General features: G+C 73.5%; 1 protein-coding gene (only partly in view). It reads left to right on the top strand.

The window, feature by feature from the left end; genetic code table 11:
* Window positions 1-24: 24 nt before the first annotated feature.
* Window positions 25-17,904: the 5' portion of a type I polyketide synthase gene (locus tag JIG36_RS29410; RefSeq protein ID WP_203379652.1), read on the top strand. The gene runs 11,103 nt beyond the window's last position; 17,880 of the gene's 28,983 nt are visible here — the first part of the coding sequence; the start codon lies at window positions 25-27; its stop codon lies off the right edge, out of view.

Here is a 17,904-nt window from a genome sequence, read left to right as displayed (position 1 = left end):
GACCGGGGAGCAGAGGAAAGCCTGATGACGGACGCCACCAAGCAGTATGTCGAGGCGCTGCGCACCTCCCTCAAGGAGAACGACCGCCTGCGCCGCCAGAACGCGCAACTGGTCTCGGCCGCGGTCGAGCCGATCGCGATCGTCGGCATCGGCTGCCGCTACCCGGGTGGCGTCGCCTCCCCGGAACAACTGTGGGACCTGGTCGAGCAGGGCCGCGACGCGATCGGGCCGTTCCCGGCCGACCGGGGCTGGGACCTGGAGTCGTTGCACAGCACCACCGGCGAGGGCGGCTTCCTGGCCGGGGTGGCCGACTTCGACGCCGGGTTCTTCGGCATCTCCCCGCGCGAGGCGGTGGCGATGGACCCGCAGCAGCGCCTGGTGCTCGAAACCTCGTGGGAGGCCCTGGAACGCGCCGGCATCGACCCGCTCTCGCTGCGCGGCAGCCGCACCGGCGTCTACATCGGCACCACCGGCCAGGACTACGCCAGCCTGCTCGCCCGCACCGGCGAGGACAACACCGTCTATGCCACCACGGCCGCGGTGGCCAGCGTGCTCTCCGGCCGGGTCTCCTACTTCGCCGGCTTCGAGGGCCCGGCCGTCACCGTTGACACCGCCTGCTCGTCGTCGCTGGTCGCCACCCACCTGGCCGTGCAGGCGCTGCGGCAGGGGGAGTGCACCCTGGCCCTGGCCGGCGGTGTGGCCGTGATGACCACCCCGACCGCGTTCGCCGCGTTCACCGCCCAGGGTGGCCTGGCCCCGGACGGACGCTGCAAGTCGTTCGCCGAGGCGGCCGACGGCACCGGCTGGTCCGAGGGTGTCGGCCTGCTCGTGCTGGAACGGCTCTCCGACGCCCAGCGCAACGGTCACCACGTGCTCGCCGTGATCCGGGGCAGCGCGGTCAACCAGGACGGCGCCTCCAACGGGCTCACCGCCCCCAACGGGCCGTCGCAGCGCCGGGTCATCCGGGCCGCGCTCGGCAACGCCGGTCTGGAACCGGCCGACGTCGACGCGGTCGAGGCGCACGGCACCGGCACCCGTCTCGGCGACCCGATCGAGGCCCAGGCACTGCTCGCCACCTATGGGCAGGACCGGCCGCACCCGCTGCAGCTCGGCTCGATCAAGTCGAACATCGGGCATCCGCAGGGCGCAGCCGGTGTCGCCGGTGTCATCAAGATGGTGATGGCGCTGCGCCACGGCGTGCTGCCGCAGACCCTGCACGTCGACGAGCAGACCTCCAACGTGGACTGGGAGGCCGGGAGCGTCGAACTGCTGACCGAGCAGCGACCCTGGCCCGCCACCGGGCACCCGCGCCGGGCCGGTGTCTCGGCCTTCGGTGTGAGCGGCACCAACGCCCACGTCGTCCTCGAACAGGCCCCCGCGACCGAGGCCGTCGACCAGCCGCCCGCCCGGCCCGCCGGCCTGCTCCCGTGGCTGCTCTCCGGCCGTACCGCGGCGGCCTTCGACGCCCAGTCCCGGCGCCTCGAAGGCTTCCTCGCCGACCACCCCGATCTGCGGCCGCTCGACGTGGCCTACTCTCTCGCCACCTCGCGGGCGAGCCTGGAGCACCGGGCCGTACGGGTCGACGGCAGCGACATCGCCCAGGGCGTCACCTCCGAGGGCCTGCTGGCCTTCCTGTTCACCGGTCAGGGCTCGCAGCGCGCCGGGATGGGCCGGGACCTGGCGGCCCGGTTCCCCGACGCGTTCGAGGGGCTGGCCGAGCTCGCCGACGACGACCTCGACCAGACCGGCAACGCCCAGCCGGCCATCTTCGCCCTCGAAGTGGCCCTGTTCCGCATCGCGTCGTCGTTCGGCCTGCGCCCGGACTACCTGGCCGGCCACTCGATCGGCGAGATCGCGGCCGCCCACGTGGCCGGGGTGCTCTCGCTGGAGGACGCGCTCACGCTGGTGCGGGCCCGCGGCGCGCTCATGCAGGCGCTGCCGGACGGCGGGGCGATGGTGGCGATCCAGGCCACGCCGGACGAGCTGGAACTGACGCCGGGAGTCTCCCTCGCGGCGGTCAACGGGCCGGACGCGGTCGTCATCTCCGGGGTCGAAGACGAGGTGCTGGCGATCGCCGCCCGCTTCGAGAAGACCAAGCGGCTCACCGTCTCCCACGCCTTCCACTCGGTGCTCATGGAGCCCATGCTCGACGAGTTCCGCCGCGTCGTCGCCGGGCTGACGTTCCACCAGCCGCAGATCCCGATCGTGGCCACCGGTGACGTGACCGACCCCGGATACTGGGTCGCCCACGTGCGCGACACGGTCCGCTTCGCCGACAACGTGGCGACGCTGACCGAGGCCGGAGTCACGCGATACCTCGAACTGGGCCCGGACGCCGTGCTGTCGGCGATGGTCGACAACGGCGTGCCGATGCTGCGCCGCGACCGCGACGAGGAACTGACCACGCTCACCGCGCTGGCCCGCCTGCACGTCCAGGGCGTCGCCGTCGACTGGGCGCCCTGGTTCGCCGGCACCGGTGCCCGCCGCGTCGACCTGCCCACCTATGTGTGGCAGCGCGAACGCTACTGGCCCGCGGTGCGGGGCGGCCTCGGCGACCTGCGCGCGGCCGGGCTGGGCCGGGTCGACCACCCGCTCTTCGGGGCCGGGGTGGAACTGGCCGGCACCACCGGTTACCTGTTCACCAGCCGCCTCTCGCTCGCCGCCCACCCGTGGCTGGCCGACCACGTCGTGCAGGGCCATGTGCTGCTCTCCGGCACTGCCTTCGTCGAGCTCGCGGTGCGGGCCGGTGACGAGGTCGGCTGCGGCCGCGTCGAAGACCTCACGCTCACCGCGCCGCTCGTGATCCCGGCCGACGGTTCGGTGCAGCTGCAGATCGCCGTGGACGCCCCCGACGACAGCGGACGCCGCGCCATCACCATCCACTCCCGGCGCGACGACGTCTGGACCGCGCACGCCACCGGCTACCTCGCCCTGGGCGCCACCTCCGTGCCGTTCGACGCCACCACCTGGCCGCCCGAGGGCGCGACCCCGGTGGACATCGAGGGCTGCTACGAGCGGTTCGCCTCCGGCGGTTTCGCGTACGGGCCGACGTACGCCGGTCTGCGTGCCGTCTGGACCCGCGGCGGCGACGTGTTCGCCGAGGCCGCGCTGGACTCCGGCGCCGACGCCTTCGGCCTGCACCCCGGCCTGCTCGACGCCTGCCTGCACGCGGCCGGGCTGGCCGACTTCGGCCCGATCAGCCGGGGCGGCCTGCCGTTCGCCTGGCGCGGTGTCTCCCTGCACACCGCCGGCGCCTCGCACGTGCGGGTGCGGTTGCGCCTCGACGGCGACGCCATCGACCTCGCCGTGGCCGACGCCGGCGGCGTTCCGGTGGCCTCGGTCGAATCCCTTGTCGTCCGCGAGATCGGCCCGTCCCACCTCGACGGACCGGCCGCGATCGGCCGCGACTCGCTGTTCCGCATCGAATGGACGCCGGTCGCTCCCGGGTCGTCGGAGACCAGCCTGGCGCTGCTCGGCGACGACCTCTTCGGCCTGGGCATCGCGCCGCTCAGCGACGATGTCACGCCCAGGGTCGTGGTGCGCGCCGTGGACACCAGCGGCGACCCGGTCGAGGCCACCCATCGGGCCACCACCGACGTGCTCACCGCGATCCAGCAGTGGCATTCCGACGCCCGGCTGGTCTTCCTGACCCGGGGTGACGGCCCGGCCGAGGCGGCCGTGGCCGGACTGGTCGGCTCCGCCGCCTCCGAGCACCCGGGCCGCTTCGCGCTCATCGACCTGGACGGACCGGCCGACCTCGCCACCGCGGTCACCGTCGACGAACCTCGCCTGGCTGTCCGCGACGGCCGGCTTCTGGCGCCTCGGCTCCTGCGGGCCCCCCTCCCGCAGGAGCCGGCCGCCGCCGACGGCACGGTCCTGGTCACCGGTGGCACCGGCGGCCTCGGCCGGCTCATCGCCCGCCACCTGGTGGCCGACCTGGGCGTACGGGACCTCGTGCTCGCCTCCCGCCGGGGCGGCGCCGAGGATCTGGTGGCCGAACTCGCCGACATGGGCGCCACCGTCAGCGTGGTGGCCTGCGACGTGACCGATCGGGACGCCCTGGCCGCCCTGATCGCCGAGCACGGCGTCACCGGTGTCGTGCACACCGCGGCCGTGCTCGACGACGGCGTCATCGACACGCTCACTCCCGCGCGGATCGGCACGGTGCTGCGGCCGAAGGTGGACGCCGCCTGGCACCTGCACGAGCTGCTGCCCGACGCGAACCTGTTTGTGCTCTTCTCCTCGGCCGCCGCCAGCTTCGGCGTCCCCGGCCAGGCCAACTACGCCGCCGGCAATGCCTTCCTGGACGCGCTGGCCCGGCACCGCCGCGCCCGTGGCCAGCACGCCGTCTCGCTGGCCTGGGGCGCGTGGGAGCCCGACACCGGCGGCATGACCAGCTCACTCACCGCCGCCGACCTGGCCCGCATCGCCCGTACGGGCCTGCCGTCGCTCTCCGCCGCGCAGGGGCTCGCGCTGTTCGACGCCGGGCTGGCGAGCGACGAGCCGGTGCTGCTGCCCGTCCGGCTCGACCTGGCGACCCTGCGCTCCCAGCCCGAGGTTCCGGCGCTGCTGCGGGGGCTCGTACGCACCCGCTCGCGCCGCCCGCGGACGGGCCCGGCCGACGGTCTCGCCCAGCGCCTGACCGGCCTGGACGCCGAGGCCCGGATCGGCGCCCTGCTCACGCTCGTGCGCAGCCAGGTCGCGGCCGTGCTCGACTACTCCGGCGCGGACAGCGTCGACCCGGCCCGCGCCTTCCAGGAGCTCGGCTTCGACTCGCTGACCGCGGTCGAGCTGCGCAACCGGCTCGCCACCGAGACCGGCCTGCGCCTGCCGGCCACCCTCGTCTTCGACTACCCGAACTCGGTCGTCCTGGCCCGGCACCTCGACGAGGAGCTGTTCGGCGCTCTGGTCGAGGCCGCCCCGGAACGCCCGGCGACGACGACCGACGACCCGATCGTCGTGGTCGGCATGGCCTGCCGCTTCCCGGGCGGAGTGACCTCGCCCGAGGACCTGTGGCGGCTCGTGCTCGACGGCACCGACGCGATCAGCGGCTTCCCGGCCAACCGGGGCTGGGACGTCGCCGGCCTCTACGACCCCGACCCGGACGTGCCCGGCCGCAGCCACGTCATCGAGGGCGGCTTCCTGCACCAGGCCGGCGAGTTCGACCCCGACTTCTTCGGCATGTCCCCGCGCGAGGCGCTGGCCACCGACCCCCAGCAGCGGCTGCTGCTCACCACCGCCTGGGAGGCCGTCGAACAGGCCGGCATCGACCCGCAGACACTGCGGGGCAGCCGTACCGGCGTCTTCGCGGGCGTCATGTCCAACGACTACGGCTTCCTGCTCGAGGGCGAGGAGTTCGAGAGCTTCCGCGGCACGGCCAGCTCGATGAGCGTGGTCAGCGGCCGGGTCGCGTACACGCTCGGCCTGGAGGGCCCGGCCGTCACCGTCGACACCGCCTGCTCGTCGTCGCTGGTGGCCATGCACCTGGCCGCGCAGGCGCTGCGTTCGGGGGAGTGCACGCTGGCGCTGGCCGGCGGGGTCACGGTCATGTCGACGCCGGCGCCGTTCGTGGTCTTCTCGCGCCAGCACGGGCTCGCCGCCGACGGCCGCTCCAAGTCGTACGCCGACGCCGCCGACGGGGTCGCCTGGTCCGAGGGCGCCGGCCTGCTGGTGCTGGAACGGCTCTCCGACGCGCGCCGCCACGGCCACGAGGTGTTCGGTGTGCTGCGCGGCTCGGCGGTCAACCAGGACGGCGCGTCCAACGGGCTCACCGCCCCCAACGGGCCGTCGCAGCGCCGTGTCATCCGGCAGGCCCTGGCCAGCGGCGGGCTGTCCACAGCCGACGTGGACGTGGTGGAGGGCCACGGCACGGGTACGACGCTGGGCGACCCGATCGAGGCCCAGGCGCTGCTGGCCACCTATGGGCAGGACCGCTCCGAAGGCATCCCGCTGTTGCTCGGCTCGATCAAGTCGAACATCGGCCACTCGCAGGCGTCGGCCGGTGTCGCCGGTGTCATCAAGATGATCATGGCGATGCGGCACGGGGTCGTGCCGCGCACCCTGCACGTGGACGCTCCCTCCACGCACGTGGACTGGGCCGAGGGCGCGGTCGAGCTGGTCACGGCCGAGACGCCGTGGCCGTCGACGGACCGGCCGCGCCGCGCGGGTGTCTCGTCGTTCGGTGTCAGCGGCACCAACGCCCACGTCATCATCGAGGCCGCGCCGCCCGCCCCGGCGCCGGTCGAGGCGGAGGCGCCCGGCCTGGTGCCGATGCTGGTCTCGGCCCGGACGCCGGCCGCCCTGGACGCCCAGATCGCGCGGTTGCCGGTCGACGTCGCGCCGTTGGATCTCGGTTTCTCGCTGGCGACCACCCGCGCCCGGTTCGAGCACCGGGCCGTTCTGGTCGACGGGGTCGAGGTGGCCCGCGGCGCCGTTGCCGAGGGCCCCCTCGCGTTCCTGTTCACCGGCCAGGGTTCGCAGCGGGCCGGGATGGGCCGGGAGCTGTACGCCCGGTTCCCGGTCTTCGCGGCGGCCTACGACGAGGTCATGGCGCATCTGGTCTTCGACGCCGACGACCTGGACCAGACCGGCAACGCGCAGCCCGCCATTTTCGCGCTCGAGGTGGCGTTGTTCCGGCTGGCCGGATCGTTCGGCCTTCGCCCCGACGCCCTGGCCGGACACTCGATCGGCGAGATCGCCGCCGCGCATGTCGCCGGCGTGCTCTCACTGGCCGACGCCTGCACCCTCGTCGCCGCCCGGGCCCGGTTGATGCAGGCGTTGCCGGCCGGCGGAGCCATGGTGGCGGTCCAGGCCGCACCCGATGAGATCACTCTGACGCCCGGAGTCTCGATCGCGGCCGTCAACGGCCCCCGCGCGGTCGTCATCTCGGGCGCCGAGGACGAGGTTCTGGCGATCGCGGCCGGGTTCGAGAAGACCAAGCGGCTCACGGTGTCGCACGCGTTCCACTCGGTGCTGATGGACCCGATGCTGGACGACTTCCGCGACGCCATCGCCGGGCTGACGTTCAATGAGCCGCAGATCCCGATCGTCGCGTCGGGTGACGTGACCGACCCGTCGTACTGGGTGAACCACGTGCGGGACACCGTGCGGTTCGCGGACAACGTCGTGCGGCTGGAAGGCTCCCGGTTCCTGGAGCTGGGCCCCGACGCGGTCCTGTCGGCGATGGTCGAGAACGGCGTTCCGATGCTGCGCCGCGACCGCGACGAGGAACTGACCACGCTGACCGCCCTGGCCCGCCTGCACGTCCAGGGCGTCCGGGTCGACTGGGCGCCGCTGCTGGCCGGTGGCCGCCGGATCCCGCTGCCCACCTACGCCTTCCAGAACGAGTGGTACTGGGCCCCGCCGGTCGCCCGCGGTGCCGACGCCACCGAACTTGGCCTCACCGACACCGGCCACCCGCTGCTCGGCGCCGGTGTGGAGCTGGCCGGCGGCCGCGGTCACCTGTTCACCGGCCGGCTCTCCGAGCGCACCCACCCCTGGCTGGCCGACCACGTCGTCAACGGCCGGATCCTGGTGCCCGGCACCGCTTTCGTCGAGATGGCGATCCGTGCCGGTGACGAGGCCGGCGCCGACCTGGTCGAGGACCTGACCCTCACCGCCCCGCTGGTGGTGCCGGCCGGCGAGGCGGTCACTTTCCAGGTGACTGTGGCCGAGGCCGACCCGTCCGGGCGCCGGGCCTTCGCCGTCCACTCGCACCGCGACGGCGCCTGGGTTCAGCACGCGGCCGGTGTGCTGGCCGTCGTCGCCACCCCCGCCGAGCCGTTCGACACCACGTTCTGGCCACCCGCGGGCGCCGAGGCCGTCGACATCAGCGGCCACTACGAGCGGCTCGCCGCGGGCGGATTCGTCTACGGCCCGGACTTCCAGGGCCTGAAGGCCGTCTGGCGGCTCGATGACGACGTGTACGCCGACGTGGCGCTGCCCGGCGGCACGGACGGGTTCGGCCTTCACCCGGCCCTGTTCGACGCGGTCCTGCACGCCGCCGGCTTCGGGATGCTCGAAACGGGTGCCCTGCCGTTCTCGTGGTCCGATGTGCGGCTGTACGCCACCGGTGCCACCGCCCTGCGGGCGCGGGTGACGCCGCTCGGTGACGGCGCCATGAGCCTGGCCCTGACCGACCCCTCGGGCGCGCTGGTCGCCACGGTCGGAACCCTGTCCGTACGCCCGGAAACCGTCTCCGAGGCCGGAACCGACTCCCTTTACGCCGTCGACTGGATCGCCGTGCCCGCGGGCACCGAAACGCCCGACTTCACGACGTTCGAAGCCACTGACCTGGCCGGGGTGCTGGACCGTCTGCAGCAGGACGACGACGGCCTCGTGGCGTTCGTGACCCACGGCGAGAACCCGGATTCCGCCGCCGTCCGCGGTCTCGTGCGCTCGGCCCAGTCGGAGAACCCGGGCCGGTTCGTGCTCGTGGACACCGATGACAACACCCTGATCGCCGCCGCCGTCGCGACCGGTGAGCCCGAGATCCGCGTCCGCGACGGCCAACTGTCCGGACCGCGCCTGGCGAGGACGACGACCTCGGCACCGATCGACTGGGACACCGATGACACGGTCCTCATCACCGGCGGATCCGGTGGCCTGGCCGGAATCATCGCCCGGCATCTGGTCGCCGCCGGCGCCGGTCGGGTGGTGCTGGCCAGCCGCCGTGGCACCGGTGTCGAGGACGAACCGCGCATCACCAACGTGGCCTGCGACGTCAGCGACCGCGAGGCCCTGACCGCCCTCGTCGCCGAGCACGCCTTCACGGCCGTGGTGCACGCGGCCGCCGTACTGGAGGACGGGGTTGTCTCGTCCCTGACGCCCGAGCGCGTGACCACGGTGATGCGCCCGAAGGCCGAGGCCGCCCGGCACCTGCACGAGCTGCTGCCCGACCTCAAGGCTTTCGTTCTCTTCTCGTCGGCCGCCGCCACCATCGGCTCGCCCGGCCAGGCCGCCTACGCCGCCGCCAACGCCTACCTCGACGCCCTCGCCGAGGAACGCCGGGCGCAGGGCGTCCACGCGGTGTCGATGGCCTGGGGCGCCTGGACCGTCGGCCTGGCCGGCGAGACCGACCAGGCCCGCGCGGCCCGCTCCGGCATGCCGCCGCTCGCCGTCGAACAGGGCCTCGCGCTGTTCGACGCCGCCCTCGCCGCCGACCGGGCCACCGTCCTGCCGATCCGGCTCGACCTGGCCACCCTGCGGGCCCAGGGCGACGTGCCGCCGCTGCTGCGCGGCCTCGTCCGGGTGCCCGCGCGCCGCCGGGCCACCAGTTCGGCCGCCGCCACCGGCCTGGCCGAGCAGCTGCGCTCCCGGCCCGCCGACGAGCGGATCGCGCACCTGACCGACCTGGTCCGCGCCGCCGTCGCCGCCGTGCTCGGCCGCGACGGTGCCGCCACCGTCGACGCCCAGCGGGCCTTCCGCGACCTCGGCTTCGACTCGCTGACCGCGGTCGAGCTGCGCAACCGGCTCGGCGCCGAGACCGGGCTGCGGCTGCCGGCCACCCTGGTCTTCGACTACCCGACCTCGGCGCTGCTCGCCGGTTACCTGCTCGACGAACTGCTGGGCGCGGCCGACGTGGAGATCAGCGCGCCGGTGACCGCGGCCACGACCGACGACCCGATCGTGGTGGTGGGCATGGCCTGCCGGTTCCCGGGCGGGGTCACCTCTCCCGAGGAGCTGTGGAAGCTCGTCGCCGACGGCACCGACGCCATCACCGAGTTCCCCGAGAACCGGGGCTGGGACGTCGATGCGCTGTTCGACCCGGACCCGGATCACGCCGGAACGACGTACACCCGGCACGGTGGTTTCCTGCACGACGCCGACGAGTTCGACCCGGCGTTCTTCGGCATGTCCCCGCGCGAGGCACTGGCCACCGACTCGCAGCAGCGGCTGCTGCTCACCACCACGTGGGAGGCGCTCGAGCGGGCCGGCATCGACCCGGCCACGCTGCGGGGCAGCCACACCGGCGTGTTCACCGGTGTCATGTACAACGACTACGGCCTGCTGCTGGCCGGCGGCGAAGGGGCCGAGGGCTATCAGGGGCAGGGCAGCTCGGGCAGCATCGCGTCGGGCCGCGTGTCCTACACGTTCGGCTTCGAGGGCCCCGCGGTCACCGTTGACACGGCCTGCTCGTCCTCGCTGGTCGCCCTGCACCTGGCCGCTCAGGCCCTGCGGTCGGGGGAGTGCTCGCTCGCGGTCGCCGGTGGTGTCACGGTCATGTCCACGCCGAACGCCTTCGTCGGGTTCTCCCGTCAGCGCGGCCTGTCGGTCGACGGGCGTTGCAAGGCGTTCGCCGACGGCGCCGACGGGGTGGGATGGAGTGAGGGGGCCGGTCTGCTGCTGCTGGAGCGGCGCTCCGACGCGATCCGCAACGGCCACGAGATCCTGGCCACCGTACGGGGTTCGGCCGTCAACCAGGACGGCGCGTCCAACGGCCTGACCGCTCCGAACGGGCCGTCCCAGCAGCGGGTCATCCGTCAGGCACTGGCCAACGCCGGGCTGCGGACCGCCGACGTGGACGCGGTCGAGGCGCACGGCACCGGCACCACCCTCGGGGACCCGATCGAGGCCCAGGCGCTCCTCGCCACGTACGGGCAGGACCGTTCCGAGGGCGCCCCGCTGCTGCTCGGCTCGATCAAGTCGAACATCGGCCACACGCAGGCCGCAGCCGGTGTCGCCGGTGTCATCAAGATGATCATGGCGATGCGTCACGGCGTCGTCCCGCACACGTTGCACGTCGACGCGCCCTCGTCACATGTGGACTGGGAGGAGGGCGCGGTCGAGCTGGTGACCGGGCCGACCGGCTGGCCCGCGGTGAGCCGGCCCCGCCGCGCCGGTGTGTCCTCGTTCGGCATCAGCGGAACCAACGCCCACGTCATCATCGAGGCGGGCCCCCAAGCCGCGACCACGGCGAAGGAAGGCACCCCGGCCGAGGCGTCGGAAAGCGCCCCGACCCGGTTGGTGCCGCTCCTGGTCTCGGCCAAATCCGCGGACTCCTTGGACGCTCAGATCGTGCGTCTGGCCGAGGTCGACGCACCCGTCCTCGACGTCGCTTTCTCGTTGGCGACGACCCGCGCGGGCTTGCACCACCGTTCTGTCCTGATCGACGGCGCCGAGGTGGCCAGGGGTGTCGTTTCAGCCGGCTCGCTGGCGTTCCTGTTCACCGGCCAGGGTTCGCAGCGGGCCGGGATGGGTCGCGAGCTGTACGCGCGTTTTCCGGCCTTCGCCGAGGCCTACGATGCCGTCACCGCCGAGCTGGACCCGTATCTGGACCTGCCCATCGGAGAAGGGGACCTCGACCAGACCGGTATCGCTCAGCCCGCCATCTTCGCCCTGGAGGTGGCCCTGTTCCGCCTCGCCGAGAGCTTCGGCCTGCGTCCGGATGCCTTGGCCGGTCACTCGATCGGCGAGATCGCCGCGGCCCACGTGGCCGGTGTGCTGTCGCTCGGGGACGCGTGCGCCCTGATCGCCGCCCGCGCCCGCCTGATGCAGGAACTGCCCGCTGGCGGGGCGATGATGGCGATCCAGGCCGCCGAGGACGAGATCGAGCTGACCCCGAACGTCAGCATCGCGGCGGTCAACGGCCCGAACGCGGTGGTCATCTCGGGCGCCGAGGACGAGGTGCTGGCGATCGCGGCTCGCTTTAAGAAGACCAAGCGGCTGACGGTGTCGCACGCGTTCCACTCGGTGCTGATGGAACCGATGCTGGACGACTTCCGCGACGCCGTCCAAAACCTGACCTTCAACGAGCCACAGATCCCGATCGTCGCGTCCGGTGACGTGACCGACCCGTCGTACTGGGTGAACCACGTACGCGACACGGTCCGCTTCGCCGACAACGTCGCCCGCCTCGAAGGCGCCAGATTCCTGGAACTCGGTCCCGACGCCGTCCTGTCGGCGATGGTCGAGAACGGCGTCCCGATGCTGCGCCGCGACCGCGACGAGGAACTCACCACGCTGACCGCCCTCGCCCGTCTGCACGTCCAGGGCGTCGACGTCGACTGGTCCTCGTTCCTCGACGGCGGAAAGAAGACCGACCTTCCTACGTACGCCTTCGAGCGCCACAGTTTCTGGCCCACCGGCGCGCCCCAGGTCGGCGACGTCTCCACGGCCGGCCTGCAACCCGCCGGCCACCCCATGCTCGGCGCCGTCGTCGAGCTGAGCGGCGACGACGGCCACCTCATCACCGCCGCCCTCGGCCTCGGCGCCCACCGCTGGCTGGCCGACCACGTCATCATGGGCCGCACCGTGCTGCCCGGCGCCGCGTTCGCCGAGCTGGCCATCCGCGCCGGCGACGAGGTCGGCTGCGACCGCCTCGACGAGCTCACCCTCACCGCGCCCCTGGTGCTGCCCGAGCGCGGCACGGTCCCGCTTCAGCTGCGCGTCGGCACACCCGGCGCGGACGGCCGCCGGACGATCGGCATCTTCTCCCGCCCCGGCGACGAGTGGATCCAGCACGCCACCGGCCTGCTCGCCGCCGGCGCCACCACGGTCCCGTTCGACAGCACGGTCTGGCCGCCCGCCGGCGCCGAGGCCGTCGACCTGACCGGCGCGTACGACCGGTTCGCGGCGGGCGGATTCGACTACGGCCCCGCCTTCCAGGGCCTGCGGGCCGTCTGGCGCTCGGGCGAGGACGTCTACGTCGAGGCCGCCCTGCCCGAGGGTGTGAGCCCCGGCGCGTACGGCATCCATCCGGCCCTGCTCGACGCCGTGCTGCACGCCGCCGGCTTCGGTGCGGGCACCCAGCGCGGCCTGCCGTTCAGCTGGGAGGGCGTCACGCTGCACGCGACCGGCGCCAGCACCGTACGGGCCCTCCTGCGGCCCGACGGCGACTCCGTGACCATCGCCATCGCCGACACCGCGGGCGCCCCCGTCGCCTCGATCACGTCGCTGGTCACCCGCGCGGTCGCCGCCGACCAGCTCGCGGGCGCCGACCCGCTCTACGCCGTCGACTGGGTCCCCGTGCCCGCCGGCACCGGGGCCCCGGACTTCACCACGTACGAGGTCATCGATGTCACCGAGGCGCTGGCCCGGTTGCAGCAGGACGACGAGCGCGTGGTCGTGTTCGTGTCCCGCGGCGACGACCTGGCCACCGCCCCCGTACGCGGTCTGGTCCGCTCGGCCCAGTCGGAAAGCCCCGGCCGGTTCGTGCTCGTCGACACCGACGACGACACTCTGATCGGCGCCGCGGTCGCGACCGGCGAACCCGAGCTGCGTGTCCGCAACGGCGAACTGTTCGTGCCGCGTCTCGCCAAGGCCACCGCCTCGGCGCCGGTCGAGTGGGACACCGATGACACGGTCCTCATAACCGGTGGCTCGGGAGGCCTGGCCGGCGTCGTCGCCCGGCACCTGCTCGACTCCGGGGCCGGGCACCTGGTGCTGGCCAGCCGCAGCGGCACCGGCCTCGACGACCCGCGTGTCACCGCGGTGGCCTGCGACGTCTCGGACCGCGAGGCCCTGGCCGCCCTGACCGCCGAGCACCGGTTCACCGCGGTCGTGCACGCCGCGGCGGTCCTCGACGACGGCGTCATCGCCGCCCAGACCCCTGAGCGGATCGCCGCCGTCCTGGCCCCCAAGGCGGACGCCGCCCGGCACCTGCACGAGCTGCTGCCCGACCTCAAGGCGTTCGTGCTCTTCTCGTCGGCCGCCGGCACCTTCGGCAACCCGGGACAGGCCGGATACGCCGCCGCCAACGCCTATCTGGATGCCCTGGCCGCCCACCGCCGCGCCGGGGGCGCCCACGCAGTGTCGATGGCCTGGGGCGCCTGGGAGGGCACCGGTGGCATGACCGCCGGAATGACTGACGTCGACCTGGCCCGCATCCGCCACTCGGGGATGCCGCCGCTCACCGTCGAGCAGGGCCTGGCGCTGTTCGACACCGCGCTCGGCGCCGACCGGGCCGCCGTGTTGCCGTTGCGCGTCGACCTGCCCGCCCTGCGGGCCCGTGACGACGTGCCGCCGATGCTGCGCGGCCTGGCCCGCGGCCGCGTCCGGCGTTCGGTGGCCGGGTCGGCGCCGGCCCGCGACCTGATCCATCGGCTCGGCCCGCTGCCCGAGGCGGCCCGCCTGGCGGCACTGCTCGACCTCGTCCGCCTCGAGGTCGCCGCCGTGCTCGGCCACGCCGGCCCGGCCACCGTCGACCCGGTGCGGGCGTTCCGCGAGCTCGGCTTCGACTCGCTGACCGCGGTCGAGCTGCGCAACCGCCTCGGCACGGTAACCGGGCTGCGGCTGCCGTCCACGCTCGTCTTCGACTACCCGACCGCCCGTGTGCTGGCCGGCCACCTGCACGACGAGCTGTTCGGTGCCGAGCTGCAGGAGAGCCTGCCCGCCCTGGTGTCCACCACCGACGACCCGATCGTCGTGGTGGGCATGGCCTGCCGCTTCCCGGGCGGGGTCACTTCGCCCGAGGAGCTGTGGAGGCTCGTCGCCGACGGCACCGACGCCATCACCGAGTTCCCCGGCAACCGGGGCTGGGACGTCGACTCGCTGTTCGACCCCGACCCCGATCACGCCGGAACCACGTACACCCGGCACGGCGGCTTCCTGCACGACGCCGACGAGTTCGACCCGGCGTTCTTCGGCATGTCCCCACGCGAGGCCCTGACCACCGACTCGCAGCAGCGCCTGCTTTTGCAGACCACGTGGGAGGCCCTGGAACGTTCCGGCATCGACCCGGCCACGCTGCGGGGCAGCCGCACCGGCTTCTTCACCGGTGTCATGTACAACGACTACGCCCACATGCTCGACCCCAAGGACTTCGACGGCCAGCGCGGCACCGGCAGCTCGCCGAGCATCGCGTCGGGCCGCGTGTCCTACACGTTCGGCTTCGAGGGCCCCGCGGTCACCGTTGACACGGCCTGCTCGTCGTCGCTCGTGGCCATGCACTGGGCCATGCAGGCGCTGCGGGCGGGGGAGTGCACCCTCGCGCTCGCCGGCGGCGTCACCGTCATGTCCTCCCCGGGCACGTTCGTCGAGTTCTCCCGCCAGCGCGGGCTCTCGGCCGACGGCCGCTGCAAGGCGTTCGCGGACGGCGCCGACGGCGTGGGCTGGGGTGAGGGTGTCGGCATCCTGGTGCTGGAACGGCTCTCGGACGCCCGGCGCAACGGCCACAACATCCTGGCCCTCGTACGGGGTTCGGCCATCAACCAGGACGGCGCGTCCAACGGCCTGACCGCCCCGAACGGGCCGTCCCAGCAGAGGGTCATCCGTCAGGCGCTGGCCAGTGGCGGGCTCTCGGCGGCCGACGTCGACGTGATCGAGGCGCACGGCACCGGCACCACGCTCGGCGACCCGATCGAGGCGCAGGCCCTGATCGCCACCTACGGCCAGGACCGCGAGACGCCGCTGCTGGTCGGCTCGGTCAAGTCGAACATCGGGCACTCCCAGGCCGCGGCCGGTGTCGCCGGTGTCATCAAGATGATCATGGCGATGCGGCACGGTGTCGTGCCGCGCACCCTGCACGTGGACGCGCCGTCCTCGCACGTCGACTGGACCGAGGGCGCGGTCGAGCTGGTCACCGCCGAAACGCCGTGGCCCGCAGTTGACCGCCCGCGCCGCGCCGGTATCTCGTCGTTCGGCATCAGCGGCACCAACGCCCACGTCGTCATCGAGCAGGTCGCCCCGGCCCCCGCGGCGCCCGCCGTGGATGAACCCGGCCGCGTGCCGATGGTCGTCTCGGCCAAGTCGCCGGCCGCCCTGGGCGAGCAGATCGCCCGCCTGCACACGGTCGAGGCGCCGGCCCGCGACATCGCCTTCTCATTGCTCACCACCCGCTCCCTTCTCCCGCACCGCGCCGTGCTGATCGACGGCGAACAGGTCGCGGTCGGTGCCGCAGCCGAGGGTCCCTTGGCCTTCCTGTTCACCGGCCAGGGTTCACAGCGGGCCGGGATGGGTCGCGAGCTGTACGACCGTTTCCCGGTGTTCGCCGACGCCTACGACGAGGTCGCGGCCGAGCTGGACCTCTACCTGGACGTGCCGTTGGGCGAGGGTGACCTGGACCAGACCGGCAACGCCCAGCCCGCCATCTTCGCCCTGGAAGTGGCCCTGTTCCGGCTGGCCGAGTCGTTCGGCCTGAAGCCCGATCACCTGGCCGGTCACTCGATCGGCGAGATCGCCGCGGCCCACGTGGCCGGGGTGCTGTCCCTCGAAGACGCCTGCGCGCTGATCTCGGCCCGGGCCCGCCTGATGCAGGCGCTGCCCACCGGTGGGGCGATGGTGGCGATCCAGGCCGCCGAGGACGAGATCGAGCTGACCCCAGGCGTAAGCATCGCGGCCGTCAACGGCCCTCGTGCGGTGGTCATCTCCGGCGCCGAGGATGAAGTGCTGGCGATCGCGGCCCGGTTCGAGAAGACCAAGCGGCTCACGGTGAGCCACGCGTTCCACTCGGTGCTGATGGACCCGATGCTGGACGACTTCCGCGACGCTGTGGCCGGGCTGACCTTCCACGAGCCGCGGATCCCGATCGTCGCCTCGGGTGACGTCACCGACCCCTCGTACTGGGTGAACCACGTGCGGGGCACCGTGCGGTTCGCGGACAACGTGGCCCGGCTGGAAGGTTCCAGGTTCCTCGAACTGGGCCCGGACGCCGTCCTCTCCGGCCTGGTCGACAACGCCGTGCCCATGCTGCGCCGCGACCGCGACGAAGAGCTCACCACTCTGACCGCCCTCGCCCGCCTGCACGTCCAGGGCGTCGACGTCGACTGGTCCTCGCTGGTCACCGGCGGGCGGAAGACCGACCTTCCCACGTACGCCTTCGAGCGGCAGAGCTTCTGGCCGAGCGGCGCCGCCCCGATCGGCGACGTCGACGTGGCCGGCCTGCAACCCGCCGGCCACCCCATGCTCGGCGCCTTCCTGCGCACCCCCGACGGCGGACTGGTCGCCACCGGCCGTCTCGGTGTCACCCGCCAGCCCTGGCTGGCCGACCACGTCGTGCACGGCTCGCCCGTCCTACCCGGCACCGGCTACGTCGAACTGGCCCTGAGCGCGGCCGAGGAAGCCGGTTGCGGCGTCCTCGACGAGCTCACCATGTCGGCGCCGCTCGTGCTGCCCACCCGCGGCACCGTCCAGCTGCAGGTGGTCGTCGGCGCCCCCGACGACCGCGCCCGCCGCATGCTGGGCATCCACTCCAGCCCCGACGGCCAGGTCTGGACGCTGCACGCCTCGGGCCGGCTCTCCGAATCGGTGCTGCCCGCGCCCGACGATCTCGCCGCGTGGCCGCCGTCCGACGCCATCGACGTGCCGGTGGACGACGCGTACGAGATCCTGCGCGACAACGGATTCGCCTACGGCCCGGCCTTCCACGGCCTGCGCGCGGCCTGGCGGGTCGGCGAGGACCTCTACGCCGAAGCGGCCCTGCCCGAGGGCAGCGACGCCGCGAAGTACGGCCTGCACCCGGCCCTGCTCGACGCCGGCATGCACGTCGCCATGATCGAGGGCGTACGGCTGGGCGGCTCCGACACGGTCATCCCGTTCGTCTGGAACGACGTGCGGCTGCACGCGGTCGGCGCCCCCGCCGTCCGGGTCCGCCTGGCCCGCGGCGCGAGCGGCCTCGCCATCACCGTGGCCGACGTGACCGGCCGCGCGGTGCTGACCGTCGGGGCGATGGCCGGCCGCCCGATCGCCGCCGAGCAGATCGGCACGACCGCCGAACCGACCTATGGCATCGACTGGCAGAAGGCCACCGCCGAGCCCCGCGCGGACATCCCGGTTCTCGACTGCGTCACCCCGGCCGGTGACGTGCCGGCCGCCGTCCGGACCTTGACCGCCCAGGTTCTCGCGGCCCTGCAGAACGCCGACGGCCCGCTGGTCGTGGTCACCCACCGCGCGGTCGCCGTGCGGCCGGGCGAGGACGTCGACGTCGTCCAGGCGCCGCTCTGGGGTCTGGTCCGCTCGGCCCAGGCC

It is taken from the genome of Paractinoplanes ovalisporus (genome assembly GCF_016834655.1).
In the GTDB taxonomy this organism is placed as follows: domain Bacteria; phylum Actinomycetota; class Actinomycetes; order Mycobacteriales; family Micromonosporaceae; genus Actinoplanes; species Actinoplanes ovalisporus.
The sequence above is the reverse complement of the archived record's forward strand: the minus strand, read 5'-3'. Positions and strand labels throughout refer to the sequence as shown.